The 15671-nt window shown below is 65.8% G+C and carries 29 protein-coding genes; all 29 read left to right on the forward strand.

Annotated elements, in window-relative coordinates; all coding sequences use genetic code 11:
• Window positions 1–221 (forward strand): EF-Tu C-terminal domain-related protein (locus E4F61_RS09145; RefSeq protein WP_484482000.1); only part of this gene is annotated, 221 nt, incomplete at its 5' end.
• A gap of 432 nt (window positions 222–653) precedes the next feature.
• Entirely contained in the window at window positions 654–965 is a 312-nt protein-coding gene (gene rpsJ / locus E4F61_RS09150; protein WP_014161383.1) for a 30S ribosomal protein S10, read from the forward strand.
• A gap of 11 nt (window positions 966–976) precedes the next feature.
• Complete coding sequence (gene rplC / locus E4F61_RS09155) at window positions 977–1630, forward strand: 50S ribosomal protein L3 (protein WP_133479362.1); 654 nt, start codon at window positions 977–979, stop codon at window positions 1628–1630.
• Between the two features lie 11 nt (window positions 1631–1641).
• Complete coding sequence (gene rplD, locus E4F61_RS09160) at window positions 1642–2247, forward strand: 50S ribosomal protein L4 (RefSeq protein ID WP_133479363.1); 606 nt, start codon at window positions 1642–1644, stop codon at window positions 2245–2247.
• Window positions 2244–2540 (forward strand): 50S ribosomal protein L23, encoded by a 297-nt coding sequence (gene rplW, locus E4F61_RS09165; RefSeq protein WP_133479364.1) that lies wholly within the window; start codon window positions 2244–2246, stop codon window positions 2538–2540. Before rplD ends, rplW begins: the two co-directional genes overlap by 4 nt.
• Before the next feature lie 10 nt (window positions 2541–2550).
• Window positions 2551–3378 (forward strand): 50S ribosomal protein L2, encoded by an 828-nt coding sequence (gene rplB / locus E4F61_RS09170; RefSeq protein ID WP_133479365.1) that lies wholly within the window; start codon window positions 2551–2553, stop codon window positions 3376–3378.
• Window positions 3379–3384: 6 nt separating this feature from the next.
• Window positions 3385–3651: a 30S ribosomal protein S19 gene (gene rpsS / locus E4F61_RS09175; RefSeq protein ID WP_133479366.1), complete on the forward strand. Its 267-nt coding sequence runs from the start codon at window positions 3385–3387 to the stop codon at window positions 3649–3651.
• A 10-nt stretch (window positions 3652–3661) separates the two neighbouring features.
• Window positions 3662–3997 (forward strand): 50S ribosomal protein L22, encoded by a 336-nt coding sequence (gene rplV / locus E4F61_RS09180; protein WP_027082412.1) that lies wholly within the window; start codon window positions 3662–3664, stop codon window positions 3995–3997.
• A gap of 14 nt (window positions 3998–4011) precedes the next feature.
• Window positions 4012–4752 carry a 30S ribosomal protein S3 gene (gene rpsC / locus E4F61_RS09185; protein ID WP_133479367.1) on the forward strand — a complete coding sequence of 247 codons (741 nt, stop codon included), beginning with the start codon at window positions 4012–4014 and terminating at the stop codon, window positions 4750–4752.
• 6 nt (window positions 4753–4758) lie between these two features.
• A complete protein-coding gene (gene rplP, locus E4F61_RS09190; protein ID WP_133479368.1) occupies window positions 4759–5172 on the forward strand; it encodes a 50S ribosomal protein L16 in 414 nt (137 codons plus the stop codon).
• Window positions 5172–5360: a 50S ribosomal protein L29 gene (rpmC, locus tag E4F61_RS09195; protein WP_133479369.1), complete on the forward strand. Its 189-nt coding sequence runs from the start codon at window positions 5172–5174 to the stop codon at window positions 5358–5360. Before rplP ends, rpmC begins: the two co-directional genes overlap by 1 nt.
• 9 nt (window positions 5361–5369) lie before the next feature.
• Complete coding sequence (rpsQ, locus tag E4F61_RS09200; RefSeq protein ID WP_133479370.1) at window positions 5370–5639, forward strand: 30S ribosomal protein S17; 270 nt, start codon at window positions 5370–5372, stop codon at window positions 5637–5639.
• Window positions 5640–5653: 14 nt separating this feature from the next.
• A complete protein-coding gene (gene rplN / locus E4F61_RS09205) occupies window positions 5654–6022 on the forward strand; it encodes a 50S ribosomal protein L14 (RefSeq protein ID WP_027082417.1) in 369 nt (122 codons plus the stop codon).
• Between the two features lie 14 nt (window positions 6023–6036).
• Window positions 6037–6351, forward strand: a complete 315-nt coding sequence (rplX, locus tag E4F61_RS09210) for a 50S ribosomal protein L24 (protein WP_133479371.1) — start codon at window positions 6037–6039, stop codon at window positions 6349–6351.
• An 11-nt stretch (window positions 6352–6362) separates the two neighbouring features.
• A complete protein-coding gene (gene rplE, locus E4F61_RS09215; protein WP_133479372.1) occupies window positions 6363–6905 on the forward strand; it encodes a 50S ribosomal protein L5 in 543 nt (180 codons plus the stop codon).
• A gap of 18 nt (window positions 6906–6923) precedes the next feature.
• Window positions 6924–7229: a 30S ribosomal protein S14 gene (rpsN, locus tag E4F61_RS09220; protein ID WP_133479373.1), complete on the forward strand. Its 306-nt coding sequence runs from the start codon at window positions 6924–6926 to the stop codon at window positions 7227–7229.
• Window positions 7230–7324: 95 nt separating this feature from the next.
• Window positions 7325–7723 (forward strand): 30S ribosomal protein S8, encoded by a 399-nt coding sequence (gene rpsH, locus E4F61_RS09225; RefSeq protein ID WP_133479374.1) that lies wholly within the window; start codon window positions 7325–7327, stop codon window positions 7721–7723.
• 13 nt (window positions 7724–7736) lie between these two features.
• On the forward strand, window positions 7737–8264 hold the full coding sequence (gene rplF / locus E4F61_RS09230; protein WP_133479375.1) for a 50S ribosomal protein L6: 528 nt from the start codon (window positions 7737–7739) through the stop codon (window positions 8262–8264).
• 71 nt (window positions 8265–8335) lie between these two features.
• Complete coding sequence (gene rplR / locus E4F61_RS09235; RefSeq protein WP_133479376.1) at window positions 8336–8689, forward strand: 50S ribosomal protein L18; 354 nt, start codon at window positions 8336–8338, stop codon at window positions 8687–8689.
• A 137-nt stretch (window positions 8690–8826) separates the two neighbouring features.
• Window positions 8827–9366 (forward strand): 30S ribosomal protein S5, encoded by a 540-nt coding sequence (rpsE, locus tag E4F61_RS09240; protein WP_133479377.1) that lies wholly within the window; start codon window positions 8827–8829, stop codon window positions 9364–9366.
• Complete coding sequence (gene rpmD / locus E4F61_RS09245) at window positions 9359–9559, forward strand: 50S ribosomal protein L30 (RefSeq protein WP_133479378.1); 201 nt, start codon at window positions 9359–9361, stop codon at window positions 9557–9559. The genes rpsE and rpmD overlap by 8 nt, the downstream gene beginning before the upstream one ends.
• 6 nt (window positions 9560–9565) lie before the next feature.
• Window positions 9566–10003, forward strand: coding sequence for a 50S ribosomal protein L15 (gene rplO / locus E4F61_RS09250; RefSeq protein ID WP_133479379.1), 438 nt, complete (start codon window positions 9566–9568; stop codon window positions 10001–10003).
• 28 nt (window positions 10004–10031) lie between these two features.
• The gene (gene secY / locus E4F61_RS09255) at window positions 10032–11360 is read left to right on the forward strand and encodes a preprotein translocase subunit SecY (RefSeq protein ID WP_425480140.1); all 1329 of its coding nucleotides are present in this window, start codon (window positions 10032–10034) and stop codon (window positions 11358–11360) included.
• 442 nt (window positions 11361–11802) lie between these two features.
• Window positions 11803–12159 (forward strand): 30S ribosomal protein S13, encoded by a 357-nt coding sequence (rpsM, locus tag E4F61_RS09260; protein ID WP_133479381.1) that lies wholly within the window; start codon window positions 11803–11805, stop codon window positions 12157–12159.
• Window positions 12160–12168: 9 nt separating this feature from the next.
• Window positions 12169–12561 carry a 30S ribosomal protein S11 gene (rpsK, locus tag E4F61_RS09265; protein WP_133479382.1) on the forward strand — a complete coding sequence of 131 codons (393 nt, stop codon included), beginning with the start codon at window positions 12169–12171 and terminating at the stop codon, window positions 12559–12561.
• 14 nt (window positions 12562–12575) lie between these two features.
• A complete protein-coding gene (gene rpsD / locus E4F61_RS09270; protein WP_133479383.1) occupies window positions 12576–13205 on the forward strand; it encodes a 30S ribosomal protein S4 in 630 nt (209 codons plus the stop codon).
• 51 nt (window positions 13206–13256) lie between these two features.
• On the forward strand, window positions 13257–14255 hold the full coding sequence (locus tag E4F61_RS09275) for a DNA-directed RNA polymerase subunit alpha (protein ID WP_133479384.1): 999 nt from the start codon (window positions 13257–13259) through the stop codon (window positions 14253–14255).
• 309 nt (window positions 14256–14564) lie between these two features.
• Window positions 14565–14936 (forward strand): 50S ribosomal protein L17, encoded by a 372-nt coding sequence (rplQ, locus tag E4F61_RS09280; protein ID WP_133479385.1) that lies wholly within the window; start codon window positions 14565–14567, stop codon window positions 14934–14936.
• A 225-nt stretch (window positions 14937–15161) separates the two neighbouring features.
• Entirely contained in the window at window positions 15162–15668 is a 507-nt protein-coding gene (locus E4F61_RS09285; protein ID WP_133479386.1) for a disulfide bond formation protein B, read from the forward strand.
• The last annotated feature ends 3 nt before the right edge of the window (window positions 15669–15671 follow it).

The raw sequence follows: 15671 nt of genomic DNA on the forward strand, positions 1-15671 counted from the left end.
CGTTCTTCAAGGGCTACCGTCCGCAGTTCTACTTCCGCACGACGGACATCACGGGCGCCGTGACCCTCCCCGAGGGCGTGGAGATGGTGATGCCGGGCGACAACGTGAAGATGGTGGTGTCGCTGATCAACCCGGTGGCGATGGACGAAGGCCTGCGCTTCGCGATCCGCGAAGGCGGCCGTACGGTCGGCGCCGGCGTCGTGGCGAAGATCGTCAAGTAAGGTAAAAGACCGCCCGGGCTGCGGCCCAGGCGGTCGATGCCGTCTTCCGCCGCTTCGGGGAGGCGGACCCGGGCGCCCGCTTCGGCGGGCACACGGGAGCAGGCGGAGTCCGGCGGGGTCTTTACGCCGCCTTCGCAGGCAGGTTAGAATCGCGGTCCCCCGGCCTCGTCCGGTGGGATCGACAGCGAAATGAGGGGCAGGACGCCACTCGTATTCGCCCGACAGGGAAGCGTCGTGTGTCGCACCGGTCGCAGCCGAAAGCTGCTTGCCGCGATGCTTCACGCGCCTTATACTTTTCTGTCTGGCGAGCCGGGAAACCGGCTCGCTTTGTTTTACGCGTGTCACCGGCCGCAAGGTTGAGGTACGCGGCCACCGTGGGGCCCGGCGCATGAAGCCGCCGTGTCCGTCGCTCTTTAATCAAGGAATACCGTCATGGCGGACCAGAAGATCCGAATCCGGCTCAAAGCGTACGATCATCGCCTGATCGATCGCTCGGCCAGCGAGATCGTCGAGACGGCCAAGCGGACCGGCGCGCAAGTGCGCGGCCCGATCCCGCTGCCGACCAAGATCGAGCGCTACACCATCCTCGTCTCCCCGCATGCCGACAAGGATGCGCGTGACCAGTACGAGACCCGCACGCACAAGCGCGTGCTCGACATCGTCGATCCGAACGACAAGACCGTGGACGCGCTCATGAAGCTTGAGCTCGCGGCCGGCGTCGACGTCCAGATCAAGCTGACCTGAGGCCTCCCACCATGACCGCGAAGAAGTATTCGTTGGGCATTGTCGGTCGCAAGGCCGGCATGAGCCGCGTCTTCCTGGAAGACGGCAAGTCGGTGCCGGTGACGCTGATCGAAGCGACGCCGAACCGCATCACCCAGATCAAGACCCCGGAAACGGACGGCTACAGCGCCGTGCAGGTCACCGTCGGCGTGCGTCGCGCATCGCTGCTCACCAAGCCGGAAGCCGGTCACCTCGCCAAGGCGAAGGTCGAAGGCGGTCGCGGCCTGTGGGAGCTGCGTGTCGGCGACGACGCGATCTCGGGTTTCGAAGTCGGTGGCGAAATCAAGGCCGACATCTTCACCCCGGGCCAGCTGGTCGACGTCCAGGGCGTGAGCAAGGGCAAGGGCTTCCAGGGCACGATCAAGCGCTGGAACTTCACCATGGGTGACGCCACCCACGGTAACTCGCTCTCGCATCGCTCGCCGGGCTCGATCGGCCAGCGCCAGACGCCGGGCCGCGTGGTCCCGGGCAAGAAGATGTCGGGCCACATGGGCGCCGAGACCAAGTCGATCCAGCGCCTCGAGGTCGTCCGCGTGGACGCCGAGCGCGGCCTGATCGCGGTCAAGGGTGCGATCCCGGGTGCGCCGGGTGGCGACGTCATCGTCCGCCCGACGAGCAAGGGCTAAGGAGAATCACGATGGAACTCGCCATCAACAACAGCGACAAGACGGTTTCGGTCTCCGACGCCATCTTCGGTCGTGATTTCAGCGAAGACCTGGTCCACCAGGTCGTCGTCGCCTACCGTAACGCCGGTCGCTCGGGCACCAAGGCCCAGAAGACGCGTTCGGAAGTCAACGGCACGACCAAGAAGTCGAAGAAGCAGAAGGGCGGCGGTGCGCGTCATGGCGCGCTGACGGCTCCGATCTTCGTCGGCGGCGGCGTGACCTTCGCGGCCAAGCCGCGTAGCTTCGCGCAGAAGGTCAACCGCAAGATGTATCGCGCCGCGATGGCCGCGATCCTGTCGGAGCTCAACCGCCAGGGCCGCCTGTCCGTCGTCGACACCCTCGAGCTCGACGCGCCGAAGACCAAGGGTCTGATCGCCAAGCTCAAGGATCTCGGCACGGGCCGCCGTCCGCTCCTCGTCACCGAGGACGCGACCGAAAACCTGTACCTGTCCGCGCGCAACCTGCCGTACGTCGAAGTGCGTGACGTGCAGGGCCTCGACCCGGTGACGCTCGTCGGCGCCGATTCGGTCGTGGTCACGGCCGACGCGGTCAAGAAGATCGAGGAGTGGCTGGCATGAACGACGCCAAGCTCTACAGCATCATCCGTGCGCCGCGCATCTCCGAGAAGACCGCGCGCCTGCAGGAAGTCTCGAACCAGTACGTGTTCGAAGTCTCCACCGAGGCCAACAAGCTCGAGATCAAGGCGGCCGTCGAAAAGCTTTTCGGCGTGAACGTCCGCTCGGTCAACGTGGTCAACGTGAAGGGCAAGAACAAGGCCTTCAAGTTCCGCATGGGCCGCCGCGCCGACTGGCGCAAGGCCTACGTCACGCTGGCCGAAGGCCAGTCCATCGACGTGATGGCTACGGCCTGAGGATAGATCGATGCCATTGATGACCTTCAAGCCCACCTCCGCCGGCCGCCGTAGCGCGGTCCGCGTGGTGACCCCCGGCCTCCACAAGGGCGACCCGTACCAGGGCCTCGTGGAGAAGCAGGGCAAGACCGGTGGTCGCAACCACCACGGCCGCATCACGACGCGTCACGTCGGCGGTGGCCACAAGCAGCATTACCGCATCATCGACTTCAAGCGCGACAAGGTCGGTATCCCGGCCCGCGTCGAGCGGATCGAGTACGACCCCAACCGCACCGCGCACATCGCGCTGCTGTGCTACGTCGACGGTGAGCGCCGTTACATCATCGCGCCGAAGGGCCTGAAGGATGGCGACCAGGTCCTCGCGGGCCGTGATGCGCCGATCCGCGTCGGCAACACGCTGCCGCTGACCAACATCCCGGTCGGTTCCACGGTGCATTGCATCGAGATGAAGCCGGGCAAGGGTGCGCAGCTGGCCCGCGCCGCCGGCGCCGGCGTGCAGCTGGTCGCTCGCGAGCAGGGCTACGCCACGCTCCGCCTGCGTTCGGGCGAAATGCGCAAGGTTCCGGCCGAGTGCTGCGCGACGATCGGCGAAGTCGGCAACGACGAGCACAACCTCGAGAAGCTGGGCAAGGCCGGTGCGAAGCGCTGGCGCGGTGTCCGCCCGACCGTCCGTGGCGCTGCCATGAACCCGGTCGACCACCCGCACGGTGGTGGTGAGGCCAAGGCCGGCCAGGGTAATCCGCACCCGGTCACGCCGTGGGGCGTCCCGACCAAGGGTTACAAGACCCGCAAGAACAAGCGGACGCAGCAGTTCATCGTTCGCGACCGCAGGAGCTAATCGGCCATGCCACGTTCACTCAAGAAGGGCCCGTTCACCGATCACCACCTCATCAAGAAGGTGGAGACCGCGGGCAACAACAAGAAGCCGATCAAGACCTGGTCGCGTCGTTCGACCGTGCTGCCGGAAATGATCGGCTTCACGATCGCCGTCCATAACGGGAAGAACCACATCCCGGTTCTCATCAACGAGAACATGGTTGGCCACAAGCTCGGCGAGTTCGCCATGACCCGGACGTTCAAGGGCCATGTCGCGGACAAGAAGTCCAAGTAAGGAGATGACCATGGAAGCGAAAGCCATCCTGCGCAGCGCGCGCATCTCCCCCCAGAAGGCCCGTCTCGTCGCCGACCAGGTCCGTGGCCTGCCGGTCGAGCGCGCCCTGAGCCTGCTCAAGTTCTCCGACAAGAAGGTCGCGGGCATGATCTACAAGGTCGTGTTCTCCGCTGCCTCGAACGCCGAGAACAACCTCGGCGCGGATGCCGACGACCTGCGCGTCAAGACCATCATGGTCGACGAAGGTCCGACGCTGAAGCGCTTCATGGCGCGGGCCAAGGGCCGCGGCACCCGCATCCTCAAGCGCACCAGCCACATCACTGTGGTCGTGGGCGCAGGCAAGTAAGGCGGAGCAGACTAATGGGTCATAAAGTTCATCCCACCGGTATCCGCCTGGGCATCGCCAAGGACTGGAACTCGAAGTGGTTCGCCAACAAGAAGCAGTACGGCAGCTACCTCGCCGCCGACCTGCGCGTGCGTGAGCTGCTGCGCAAGAAGCTGGCGGCCGCCGGCATCTCGAAGATCCTGATCGAGCGCCCGGCCAACAACGCGCGCGTCACGATCCACACCGCCCGTCCGGGCGTGGTGATCGGCAAGCGTGGCGAGGACATCGAGAAGCTGCGCCGCGAGGTCAGCGACGTGATGGGCGTCCCGGCGCACATCAACGTTTCGGAAGTCCGCAAGCCCGAGCTCGACGCGCAGCTGGTCGCCGAGTCGATCGCGCAGCAGCTCGAGCGCCGCATCATGTTCCGTCGCGCGATGAAGCGTGCCGTCGGCAACGCGATGCGCCTCGGTGCGCTCGGTATCAAGGTCAACGTCGCCGGCCGCCTCAACGGTGCTGAAATCGCCCGTTCGGAGTGGTACCGCGAAGGCCGCGTGCCGCTGCACACCCTCCGCGCCGATATCGACTACGGCTTCGCCGAAGCGAAGACCACGTACGGGATCATCGGAATCAAGACCTGGATCTACAAGGGCGAGATCTTCGATTTCTCCCAGGTCGGCCAGGAAAAGCAGGAAGAGTCCTCGTCGCCGCGCGGCGAGCGCTCCGAGCGCGGTGACCGTGGCGATCGTCGTGATCGTCGCGACCGCGAGCAGAGGTAATCCGCCATGCTGCAACCCAAGCGAACCAAATTCCGCAAGATGCACAAGGGCCGCAACGACGGCCTGGCGTGGAGCGGCAACGCCGTCAGCTTCGGCGAGTTCGGCCTCAAGGCGACCGCCCACGGCCAGCTCACCGCGCGTCAGATCGAAGCGGCCCGCCGCGCGATCAGCCGCTACGTCAAGCGCGGCGGCAAGATGTGGATCCGCGTGTTCCCCGACAAGCCGATCACGCAGAAGCCGATCGAAGTCCGAATGGGCTCCGGTAAGGGCAACGTCGAGTACTGGGTCGCTCAGATCCAGCCCGGCCGCATGATCTACGAGATCGAGGGCGTCAGCGAGGAAGTGGCCCGTGAGGCCTTCCGCCTCGCCGCCGCGAAGCTCTCCGTGACCACCTCCTTCGTTACCCGCACGGTGCGCTGATGGAACTCAAGGAACTCCGTACCAAGTCGGCCGACGAGCTGAACACCCACCTGACCGACCTGCACAAGGAGCGTTTCGCGCTCCGCATGCAGCAGGCCACGGGCCAGCTCGCCAAGAGCCATGAAGTCCGCCGCGTCCGTCGCGAGATCGCTCGCACGAAGACGCTGCTGGGCCAGAACCAGAAGTAAGGACCCGCCATGACCGACAACAACACAGAGAAGGCGATTCGCACGGTCGAAGGTCGCGTCCTCAGCAACAAGATGGACAAGACCGTCACCGTGCTCGTCGAGCGCCAGGTCAAGCACGCGCTGTACGGCAAGTACATCCGCCGCTCGACCAAGCTGCACGCGCATGACGCCGACAACGCCTGCAACGAAGGCGACGTCGTCCGCGTCGTCGAATGCGCGCCGATGTCGAAGACCAAGAACTGGCGCGTGGTGCAGATCGTCACCCGCGCGGCCGGTTAAGAGGAGAGCGAAACATGATCCAGATGCAGAGCTACCTCGACGTGGCCGACAACTCCGGCGCAAAGGAAGTGATGTGCATCAAGGTGCTGGGCGGCTCGAAGCGCCGTTATGCCGGCATCGGCGACATCATCAAGGTGTCCGTGAAGGACGCCATTCCGCGCGGCAAGGTGAAGAAGGGCGACGTCTATGACGCCGTCGTGGTCCGCACCCGCAAGGGCGTCCGTCGCCCCGACGGCTCGCTGATCCGCTTCGACGGCAATGCCGCCGTGCTGCTCAACAACAAGCAGGAGCCGATCGGCACCCGCATCTTCGGACCGGTGACGCGCGAGCTGCGCACCGAGAAGTTCATGAAGATCGTGTCGCTCGCCCCTGAAGTGCTCTGAGCGGAGGACTTGAAATGAATCGTATCCGCAAGGGCGACCAGGTCGTCGTGATTACCGGCAAGGACAAGGGCAAGCAGGGCGAGATCGTCCGCGTGCTCGGCGACAAGGTCGTCGTGTCCAACGTCAACGTGGTGAAGCGCCACACCAAGCCGAACCCGCAGGCGGGTCAGCCCGGTGGCATCGTCGAGCGCGAAGCGCCGATCCACGCGTCCAACGTGATGATCCTCAACCCGGCCACGGGCAAGGGCGAGCGCGTTGCTTTCAAGGTGCTGGAGGATGGACGCAAACTGCGTGTGTTCCGCTCCAGCGGTGAGGCGGTTGACGCCTGAGGAATGCTGAAATGACCACCCGTCTCGAAAAGTTCTACAAGGACGAAGTCGTCCCGCAGCTCATCCAGAAGTTCGGCTACAAGAACCCGATGGAAGTGCCGCGCCTGGTCAAGATCACGCTCAACATGGGCGTGGGCGAGGCCGCGACGAACAAGAAGATCCTCGAAAACGCGGTCGCCGACATGACCAAGATTTCGGGCCAGAAGCCGATCGTCACGAAGAGCCGCGTGTCGGTGGCTTCGTTCAAGATCCGCGACGGCTGGCCGATCGGCGCCAAGGTCACCCTGCGCCGCGCCAAGATGTTCGAGTTCCTCGACCGCCTGGTGAACATCTCGCTGCCGCGCGTCCGCGACTTCCGGGGCGTGTCGGGCAAGTCCTTCGATGGCCGTGGCAACTACAACATGGGCGTCAAGGAACAGATCATCTTCCCGGAAATCGATTTCGACCAGGTCGACGCACTGCGCGGCATGGACATCGCGATCACGACGACCGCGAAGACCGATGCCGAGGCCAAGGCGCTGCTCGAAGCCTTCCGCTTCCCGTTCCGCAACTGATCCCACAGGACGACAGACATGGCCAAGACCTCCATGGTCAACCGCGAGATCAAGCGCGCGAAGCTCGCCAAGCGCCACGGCGCGAAGCGCGACGAGCTCAAGAAGATCATCGCCAGCACCACCGCCTCGTACGAGGAAAAGATGGACGCGGTCGTCAAGCTCCAGAAGCTGCCGCGTGACTCCTCGCCCTGCCGCCAGCGCAATCGTTGCGCGCTGTCGGGCCGCCCGCGCGGCGTCTACCGCAAGTTCGGCCTCGGCCGCAACATGCTTCGCAAGGCTACGATGGGCGGCGACGTCCCGGGCCTGCGCAAGGCAAGCTGGTAAGATAGCCGGCTCAGCCGCGGCGGAGCCTTTCGCCGCGGTCCACAACTGAAATTCGCAATCGCGCGGATATCGGTGCTTCTCATAAGGAAACTCTCATGAGCATGACTGATCCCATCGCCGACATGCTGGTCCGCATCAAGAATGCGGCCGCTGTTCGGAAGCAGACGGTGAAGATGCCGTCGTCCAAGATCAAGGTCGCCATCGCCGGCGTGCTGAAGGACGAGGGCTACATCCTCGACTACCGCACCGCGGAAGCGGGTCCGGGTAAGACCGAGCTCGAAGTGACCCTCAAGTACTACGAAGGCCGTCCGGTCATCGAGCGTCTCGAGCGCTTCTCGCGTTCGGGTCGCCGCCAGTACCGCGGCAAGTCGGAGCTGCCCAAGGTCCTCAACGGCCTCGGCGTCGCCATCATCTCCACCTCGAAGGGCATCATGACCGATGCGCAGGCGCGCCAGCAGGGCGTCGGCGGTGAGGTCCTGTGCTTCGTGGCCTAAGGGAGGAATAACCATGTCCCGAGTTGCCAAGAAGCCGGTCGCCCTCCCGAAGGGCGTCGAGCTGAATGTCCAGGCTGATTCCGTCAGCGCCAAGGGCCCGAAGGGCACGCTGTCCGTGCCGAAGCCGGCCGCCATCGACGTCAAGGTGGAGGACGGCAACGCCCTCTTCGTGACCGAAGATGCGGCGCTGATCCCGCTTACCGGTACGCTGCGCGCGATCCTGGCCAACATGGTCAAGGGCGTCTCCGAAGGCTTCGAGCGCAAGCTCGAGCTCGTCGGCGTCGGTTACCGTGCCTCGATGTCGGGCAAGGACCTCAACCTCGCGTTGGGCTTCTCGCACCCGGTCGTGTTCCCGGCGCCGGAAGGCATCACCATCACCACCCCGACGCAGACCGAAATCCTCGTCGCGGGCGCCGACAAGCAGCGCGTCGGCGAAGTGGCGGCCAAGATTCGCGGCTTCCGTCCGCCGGAGCCCTACAAGGGCAAGGGTGTGAAGTACGCCGGCGAAGTGATCATTCGTAAGGAAGCCAAGAAGGCCTAAGCGGATCCCCGCACGACACCTGCGCGCTGCGCGGGTGTCGTTCCAGACCTTCAGCTTTCGAGGACAAGACCATGCAGAAGAAAATCGCTCGCCTGCGCCGCGCCAAGTCGACGCGTTCGCACATCCGCACGCTCGGCGTCGCGCGCCTCTCCGTGCTGCGCACGGGCCAGCACCTGTACGCGCAGGTGTTCAACGCCGACGGTTCGAAGGTGCTCGCTTCGGCCTCCACGCTCCAGGCCGACGTCCGCGATGGCCTGAAGAACGGCAAGAACGCCGACGCCGCCGCCAAGGTCGGTCGCATCATCGCCGAGAAGGCCAAGGCCGCCGGTATCGAGAAGGTCGCGTTCGACCGCTCGGGTTACCGCTTCCACGGCCGCATCAAGGCGCTCGCCGACGCGGCCCGCGAGGGTGGCCTTCAGTTCTAAGAACGGCTCGCCGTTCGACCCGCCGATGCGGCTGGCATCGGGCGACGGCGCGGATTCCCGCGCCGTCGGTGCACCCGCGGTAAACCACAATGATAAGCGGCCAAGCCGCAAGTCCTTTCAACTACCGAGATACTCAAATGGCAGAAGAGCGTCAGCAGCGCGGCCGCGATCGTGATCGCAACCGCGAAGAGATCGACGACGGCATGATCGAGAAGCTGATCGCGGTCAACCGCGTCAGCAAGACCGTCAAGGGCGGCCGCCAGTTCACTTTCACCGCACTGACGGTGGTGGGCGACGGCAACGGGAAGGTCGGCTTCGGTTACGGCAAGGCGCGCGAAGTGCCGGTCGCCATCCAGAAGTCGATGGAGCACGCGCGCAAATCGATGGCGAACGTCGACCTGAACAATGGCACCCTGTGGCACACGGTCAAGGCCGGCCACGGCGCGGCCCGCGTGTTCATGCAGCCGGCGTCGGAAGGTACGGGCGTCATCGCCGGCGGTGCAATGCGCGCGGTCCTGGAAGCGGCGGGCGTCAAGAACGTCCTCGCCAAGGCCGTTGGTTCGCGTAATCCGATCAACCTCGTGCGCGCCACGATGCGCGGCCTGACCGATATCCGGTCGCCGTCGCAGATCGCGGCCAAGCGCGGCAAGAAGGTGGAGGACCTGGTCCATGGCTAAGCACCAGGCTGTCGAGGGCGGCACCGTCAAGGTCCGTCTGGTCAAGGGTCTTCGCGGCACGCAGTCGATTCATCGTCTGTCCGTGCGCGCGCTGGGTCTCAACAAGCTCAACGATGTGCGTGAACTGAAGGACAGCCCGCAGGTACGCGGCCTGATCAACAAGGTTCACTACCTCGTTCGCGTCGAGGAGTAATCGACCATGCGTCTCAACACACTGCAGCCCGGTGAGGGCGCGCGTACCGAGCCCAAGCGCGTCGGTCGCGGCATCGGTTCCGGCCTGGGCAAGACCTGCGGCCGCGGCCACAAGGGTTCGTTCGCCCGGTCGGGCAAGGGCAAGATCAAGGCCGGCTTCGAAGGCGGTCAGATGCCGATGCAGCGTCGCCTGCCGAAGATCGGTTTCCGCTCGACGACGGCCAAGGAATCCGCCGAGGTGCTGCTGTACGCCCTCGAGGGTCTTGAAGCCGGCGAAATCACCATCACCTCGCTGAAGGAAGCGGGCCTCGTCCCGACCAACACGAAGAAGGTGAAGGTGGTGAAGAAGGGCGAAGTCACCAAGGCCTTCACCCTCAAGGGTGTGTCGGCCACGGCTGGCGCGAAGGCGGCGATCGAAGCCGCTGGCGGTTCGATCTCGGAGTAAGGGCCTGATGGCGCGTAGCAGCAATTCGATGGCCGGCCTCGGTGGCGGTCTCGGCAAGTTCACCGAGCTCCGCCAGCGACTGCTGTTCGTGGTCGCGGCGCTGATCGTCTATCGAATCGGCTGCTACGTCCCGGTCCCGGGCGTGAATCCCCAGGCGATGGTCGACTTCATGTCCCAGCGCCAGGGGACGATCGTCGACATGTTCAACATGTTCTCGGGCGGTGCACTGCACCGCCTGAGCCTGTTCGCGCTCAACGTCGCGCCGTACATTTCGGCGTCGATCGTGGTGCAGCTGCTGACGCAGATCGTTCCGAGCCTGAAGGCCATCCAGAAGGAAGGCGAGTCCGGCCGGCGGAAGATCAACCAGTGGTCGCGCCTGGGCACGATCCCGCTCGCGGTCTTCCAGGCCTGGGGCATCGCGACCTGGCTGCAGGGCGCCACTGCCCCCAGCGGCACGCCGGTCGTGTACGCGGGCGGTCCGGGCTTTGTTCTCACTGCCGTCGTCGCGCTGACCGCCGGTACTGTCTTCCTCATGTGGCTCGGCGAGCAAATCACCGAGCGCGGCATCGGCAACGGCATCTCGCTGCTGATCTTCGCCGGCATCGTCGCCGGCATCCCGGGCCAGCTGATCAACATGCTTGGCCAGCTCCGCGACGGCGACATGAGCCCGCCGGCGGCACTGATCACGGTGGCGCTGGTGCTCGGCTTCACCTTCTTCGTGGTGTTCGTCGAGCGCGGGCAGCGCCGGATCACCGTGAACTACGCGCGGCGCCAAGGCGGCCGTAACGCGTACCAGAACCAGACCTCGTTCCTGCCGCTGAAGCTCAACATGTCGGGCGTGATCCCGGCGATCTTCGCGTCGAGCATCGTCATGTTCCCCGCGACGGCGGCCACGTGGTTCAGCCAGAACAACTCGCAGTCGTGGCTGCTGAAGCTCAGCCAGATGCTGTCGCCGGGCGAGCCGCTGCACATGGTGCTCTACGCGGGGCTCATCATCGGCTTCTCGTTCTTCTATACCGCGCTGGTCTTCAACTCCCAGGAGACGGCCGAGAACCTGAAGAAGTCCGGTGCCTTGATCCCGGGCATCCGGCCCGGCCGCTCGACCGCGGACTACATCGACGCCGTGCTGACCCGGCTGACGGCCGCTGGCGCCGTGTACATGGTGCTGGTCTGCCTGCTGCCGGAGATCATGCGGACCCAGCTCGGCACCTCGTTCTACTTCGGCGGCACGTCGCTGCTGATCGTCGTGGTGGTGGTGATGGACTTCATCGCACAGATCCAGGCGCACCTGATGTCGCACCAGTACGAGAGCCTGCTGAAGAAGGCGAACCTGCGCGGAGGCTCGCGCGGCCGCTGACCCCGGGACGGCCGCCACGTGACCGCGGCGTGCACGCCTGAGGGTTTGCTGGCATAATGGCGCGCTGCGCGGCTTGCCTGCGCTCGGCCAGGACGGCCGTCCGGTTTGAATCCCGGCCAGGACGGCGAAACGGAACAACTAGCGGCATGCCGAGCCTCGATTCGGCGGCCGCGGATGGGCGACCCGGGCGGCAGTCCCGCGCACGGGTGGGTCATCGGCCATACGCGCGCCTGAGGAGCGCGCGGGGCCGGGCAGGGCGGTTCGCCGCGATGCCCGGTACAGCCGGGATCCGTCGCCGGAGCATGGGCACACTCCCCATGCCGGGTCGATGCGGCTTGCCGCGCCGGCCGATAGCAAGCCGGGACAACAAGATTTCGGGTTCATCTCGAGAGTTCAACCGCCGGGCGCGAGCCGGGCGCACATCAGTTTTGGAGATCGCCTCATGGCGCGTATTGCGGGTGTAAACCTGCCTGCCCAGAAGCATGTCTGGGTGGGGCTGCAGAGCATCTACGGCATCGGCCGTACCCGTTCCAAGCAGGTCTGTGAGTCGGCCGGCGTGAAGTCGACGACGAAGATCCGTGACCTGTCCGAGCCCGAGGTCGAGCGCCTGCGCGCCGAGATCGGCAAGTTCGTCGTCGAAGGCGACCTGCGTCGCGAGATCGGCATGGCGATCAAGCGCCTGATGGACCTGGGCTGCTACCGCGGCCTTCGTCACCGCCGCGGCCTGCCGCTGCGCGGCCAGCGCACCCGGACCAATGCCCGTACCCGCAAGGGTCCGCGCAAGGCCATCAAGAAGTAAGGAACCGACATGGCCAAGCCTGCCGCGAAAGCTCCGAAGAAGAAGATCAAGCGCGTCGTCACCGACGGCATCGCGCACGTCCACGCTTCGTTCAACAACACCATCATCACGATCACGGACCGCCAGGGTAATGCCCTGTCGTGGGCGACGTCGGGCGGCGCGGGTTTCCGCGGCTCGCGCAAGTCGACCCCGTTCGCTGCGCAGGTCGCCGCCGAGAAGGCCGGCCGCGCTGCGCTGGACTACGGCGTCAAGGCGCTGGAAGTCCGCATCAAGGGCCCGGGTCCGGGTCGTGAGTCGGCCGTGCGTTCGCTCAACAACGTCGGCTACAAGATCCTCAACATCATCGACGTGACGCCTATCCCGCACAACGGGTGCCGTCCGCCGAAGAAGCGCCGCGTCTGAGGAGGACATAAGACATGGCACGCTATATCGGACCTACCTGTAAGCTCGCGCGTCGCGAAGGCGCCGACCTCAGCCTCAAGTCGCCGGCCCGCGCCCTCGACTCCAAGTGCAAGCTGGAGCAGAAGCCCGGCCAGCACGGCGCCACCGCCCGCAAGGGCAAGCTCTCCGACTACGCCACCCAGCTTCGCGAGAAGCAGAAGGTCAAGCGTATCTACGGCCTGCTGGAGCGCCAGTTCCGCAACTACTACAAGAAGGCGTCGAACCGGAAGGGCAACACCGGCGAGAACCTGCTGCAGCTGCTGGAGACGCGTCTCGACAACGTCGTCTACCGCATGGGCTTCGCGGTCACCCGCGCCGCCGCTCGCCAGCTCGTCAGCCATCGCGGCGTCACCGTCAACGGCAAGATCGTCAATCTGCCGTCGTACCAGGTGAAGGCCGGCGACGCGATCGCGCTCGCCGAGCGCGCGCAGAAGCAGCTCCGCGTGCAGGAGGCCCTCACGGTCGCCCAGCAGATGGACCTGTCGCCGTCGTGGATCGAAGTCGACGCGAAGAAGTTCGCGGGCGTGTTCAAGTCGGTCCCGGACCGCGCTGACCTGCCGACGGACATCAACGAAGCGCTCATCGTCGAGTTGTACTCGAAGTAATCACCGTTCCGGGCCGTCGTGACGACGCCGGCCCCCAGGAGAAGCCACAACATGACGGTTACCGCCAATCAGGTATTGCGCCCGCGTGGTCCCCAGATCGAGCGCCTGACCGGCAATCGCGCCAAGGTCGTCATCGAACCGCTGGAGCGCGGTTACGGTCACACCCTCGGCAATGCGCTGCGCCGCGTTCTGCTCTCGTCTATCCCCGGGTTTGCGATCACCGAGGTGGAGATCGATGGCGTGCTCCACGAGTACACCACGGTCGAAGGCCTCGAGGAGGACGTGCTCGAAGTCCTGCTCAACCTCAAGGACGTCGCCATCCGCATGCACACTGGTGACAGCGCCATGCTGTCGCTGAACAAGGCGGGCCCGGGCGTCATCACGGCCGGCGACATCCGCACCGACCACAACGTCGAGATCATCAATCCCGACCACGTCGTCGCGCACCTCACCAAGGACACGGCGCTCAACATGCGCCTGAAGATCGAGCGGGGTTACGGCTACCAGCCGGCCGCCGCGCGTCGCCGTCCGGACGAGGAGACCCGCGCGATTGGTCGCCTGATGCTGGACGCGAGCTTCTCGCCGGTCCGCCGCGTCGCCTACGCGGTGGAAGCCGCGCGCGTCGAGCAGCGCACCGACCTCGACAAGCTGGTTCTGGACATCGAGACCAACGGCACGATCGATGCCGAGGAAGCCGTCCGTACCGCGGCCGACATCCTCACCGACCAGCTGTCGGTCTTCGGCGACTTCACCCACCGCGAGCGCGGTGCGGCGAAGCCGGCGACCGGTGGCGTCGACCCGCTGCTGCTGCGTCCGATCGACGATCTCGAGCTGACGGTGCGTTCGGCCAACTGCCTCAAGGCCGAGAACATCTACTACGTCGGCGACCTGATCCAGAAGACGGAAGTGGAGCTGCTCAAGACCCCGAACCTCGGCAAGAAGTCGCTCACCGAGATCAAGGAAGTCCTGGCGCAGCGTGGCCTGTCGCTCGGCATGCGCCTCGAGAACTGGCCGCCGGCCGGTATCGCGTCGCACGGGATGATGGGGTGAGCGATCGCGCTTTGAACGCGTAAGCGCTCTGCGATCGGGAACGCCCGCGCCGCGAGCGCGGGCCGGGCAAGGAAGGAACCCGCTTCCTCCGGAGCCCGCCTGGCAGCACCTCGCAGCGCCGAGCATTCGGCGCCGCGAAACCCGAATCCCGCCTTCCCGGCGGGATTCGCGCACCACCCCGACGGGCTCGAAGCCCGCGGCAATCCGGTCAGGGACGGCCGGAACCGGACCAACCGCAGTCCAAGCGTCAACGCCCGGATGGCGACAGCGAAACCCAGTAGTTCCAACATTCATTAGGAATCCAACGCCATGCGCCACCAGAAAGCCGGCCGCAAGTTCAGCCGCACCAGCGCCCATCGCGATGCCATGTTCCAGAACATGGCCGCGTCGCTGATCAAGAACGGTCTGATCCGCACCACGCTCCCGAAGGCCAAGGAGCTCCGCCGCGTCGCCGAGCCGCTCATCACCCTCGGCAAGACCGACGGCGTCGCCAATCGCCGCCTCGCCTTCTCGCGCCTGCGCGACAAGGAAGCGGTGGGCAAGCTGTTCATCGAGCTCGGCCCGCGTTACCGCGAGCGCCCGGGCGGCTACCTGCGCATCCTGAAGTGCGGCTTCCGCGCCGGCGACAACGCCCCGATGGCGTACGTCGAGCTGGTCGACCGCCCGGACGCCGCGCAGTAAGCGTCACGCTGTCGTAGCCGACCTCCGCGTCGGCACCCGCGAAGCCCCGGCCAGCCGGGGCTTCTGCGTTTGCGGGACGGTGCCGGCCGGCGCACCGACACCGGCGCCGATGTCGACGGTCGCGTCGGTCGGCGCCGCTGAACGGCACGCTTCGTCGAGGCGGCGTTCTTTGCGTTGCCGCGGCCGCCCTGCGACCATGGCGGCCTCAGGGGATTCGATCGAACCATGGCTCTCAATCCGTTCCGCGCGTCCTTTCGCGCCCAGTTCTTCCTGATCTTCCTCGCCTGCTGCGCGCTCATGGCGTACGCGCTGTACGCCGAGCACGTGCTGCACCTGGCGCCGTGCCCGCTGTGCATCTTCCAGCGCATCGCGGTGATCGCGCTCGGTGTCGTCAGCCTGGTAATCGCGCTGGTGGGGCCGAAGCGGCCGCGTGGGCGCGCGTTCGCCGGGATCCTCGCCCTCGTTCCCGCGCTCGCCGGCGCCGGGATCGCGGCGCGCCATGTGTGGATCCAGCACCTGCCGCCGGACCAGGTACCGTCCTGCGGCCCGCCGTTCGCCTTCCTGCGCGAGACACTGCCGTTCATGGCGCTGGTGCGAAAAGTCCTGACCGGCGATGGACAATGCGCGAAAATCGAGTGGACGTTCCTGGGCCAGTCGATGCCGGTGTGGACGCTCATCTGTTTCGTGGTGCTGGCGCTGTGGATCGCCTTCGCTGCGTTCCGTCGAAGGTAGGAC

The sequence above is a fragment of the Cognatilysobacter segetis genome (assembly GCF_004359965.1).
Taxonomy (GTDB): domain Bacteria; phylum Pseudomonadota; class Gammaproteobacteria; order Xanthomonadales; family Xanthomonadaceae; genus Cognatilysobacter; species Cognatilysobacter segetis.

Coding starts and splice junctions, on each gene's coding strand:
- rplP (WP_133479368.1), top strand. CDS start 4,759: ATGCTGCAACCCAAGCGAACCAAATTCCGCAAGATGCACAAGGGCCGC.
- rplB (WP_133479365.1), top strand. CDS start 2,551: ATGCCATTGATGACCTTCAAGCCCACCTCCGCCGGCCGCCGTAGCGCG.
- rplX (WP_133479371.1), top strand. CDS start 6,037: ATGAATCGTATCCGCAAGGGCGACCAGGTCGTCGTGATTACCGGCAAG.
- rplO (WP_133479379.1), top strand. CDS start 9,566: ATGCGTCTCAACACACTGCAGCCCGGTGAGGGCGCGCGTACCGAGCCC.
- rplV (WP_027082412.1), top strand. CDS start 3,662: ATGGAAGCGAAAGCCATCCTGCGCAGCGCGCGCATCTCCCCCCAGAAG.
- rplC (WP_133479362.1), top strand. CDS start 977: ATGACCGCGAAGAAGTATTCGTTGGGCATTGTCGGTCGCAAGGCCGGC.
- E4F61_RS09275 (WP_133479384.1), top strand. CDS start 13,257: ATGACGGTTACCGCCAATCAGGTATTGCGCCCGCGTGGTCCCCAGATC.
- secY (WP_425480140.1), top strand. CDS start 10,032: ATGGCCGGCCTCGGTGGCGGTCTCGGCAAGTTCACCGAGCTCCGCCAG.
- rpsH (WP_133479374.1), top strand. CDS start 7,325: ATGAGCATGACTGATCCCATCGCCGACATGCTGGTCCGCATCAAGAAT.
- rplF (WP_133479375.1), top strand. CDS start 7,737: ATGTCCCGAGTTGCCAAGAAGCCGGTCGCCCTCCCGAAGGGCGTCGAG.
- rplW (WP_133479364.1), top strand. CDS start 2,244: ATGAACGACGCCAAGCTCTACAGCATCATCCGTGCGCCGCGCATCTCC.
- rplE (WP_133479372.1), top strand. CDS start 6,363: ATGACCACCCGTCTCGAAAAGTTCTACAAGGACGAAGTCGTCCCGCAG.
- rpsJ (WP_014161383.1), top strand. CDS start 654: ATGGCGGACCAGAAGATCCGAATCCGGCTCAAAGCGTACGATCATCGC.
- rpsS (WP_133479366.1), top strand. CDS start 3,385: ATGCCACGTTCACTCAAGAAGGGCCCGTTCACCGATCACCACCTCATC.
- rpsD (WP_133479383.1), top strand. CDS start 12,576: ATGGCACGCTATATCGGACCTACCTGTAAGCTCGCGCGTCGCGAAGGC.
- rplD (WP_133479363.1), top strand. CDS start 1,642: ATGGAACTCGCCATCAACAACAGCGACAAGACGGTTTCGGTCTCCGAC.
- E4F61_RS09285 (WP_133479386.1), top strand. CDS start 15,162: ATGGCTCTCAATCCGTTCCGCGCGTCCTTTCGCGCCCAGTTCTTCCTG.
- rpmC (WP_133479369.1), top strand. CDS start 5,172: ATGGAACTCAAGGAACTCCGTACCAAGTCGGCCGACGAGCTGAACACC.
- rplQ (WP_133479385.1), top strand. CDS start 14,565: ATGCGCCACCAGAAAGCCGGCCGCAAGTTCAGCCGCACCAGCGCCCAT.
- rplN (WP_027082417.1), top strand. CDS start 5,654: ATGATCCAGATGCAGAGCTACCTCGACGTGGCCGACAACTCCGGCGCA.
- rpsC (WP_133479367.1), top strand. CDS start 4,012: ATGGGTCATAAAGTTCATCCCACCGGTATCCGCCTGGGCATCGCCAAG.
- rpsN (WP_133479373.1), top strand. CDS start 6,924: ATGGCCAAGACCTCCATGGTCAACCGCGAGATCAAGCGCGCGAAGCTC.
- rpsE (WP_133479377.1), top strand. CDS start 8,827: ATGGCAGAAGAGCGTCAGCAGCGCGGCCGCGATCGTGATCGCAACCGC.
- rpmD (WP_133479378.1), top strand. CDS start 9,359: ATGGCTAAGCACCAGGCTGTCGAGGGCGGCACCGTCAAGGTCCGTCTG.
- rpsK (WP_133479382.1), top strand. CDS start 12,169: ATGGCCAAGCCTGCCGCGAAAGCTCCGAAGAAGAAGATCAAGCGCGTC.
- rpsQ (WP_133479370.1), top strand. CDS start 5,370: ATGACCGACAACAACACAGAGAAGGCGATTCGCACGGTCGAAGGTCGC.
- rplR (WP_133479376.1), top strand. CDS start 8,336: ATGCAGAAGAAAATCGCTCGCCTGCGCCGCGCCAAGTCGACGCGTTCG.
- rpsM (WP_133479381.1), top strand. CDS start 11,803: ATGGCGCGTATTGCGGGTGTAAACCTGCCTGCCCAGAAGCATGTCTGG.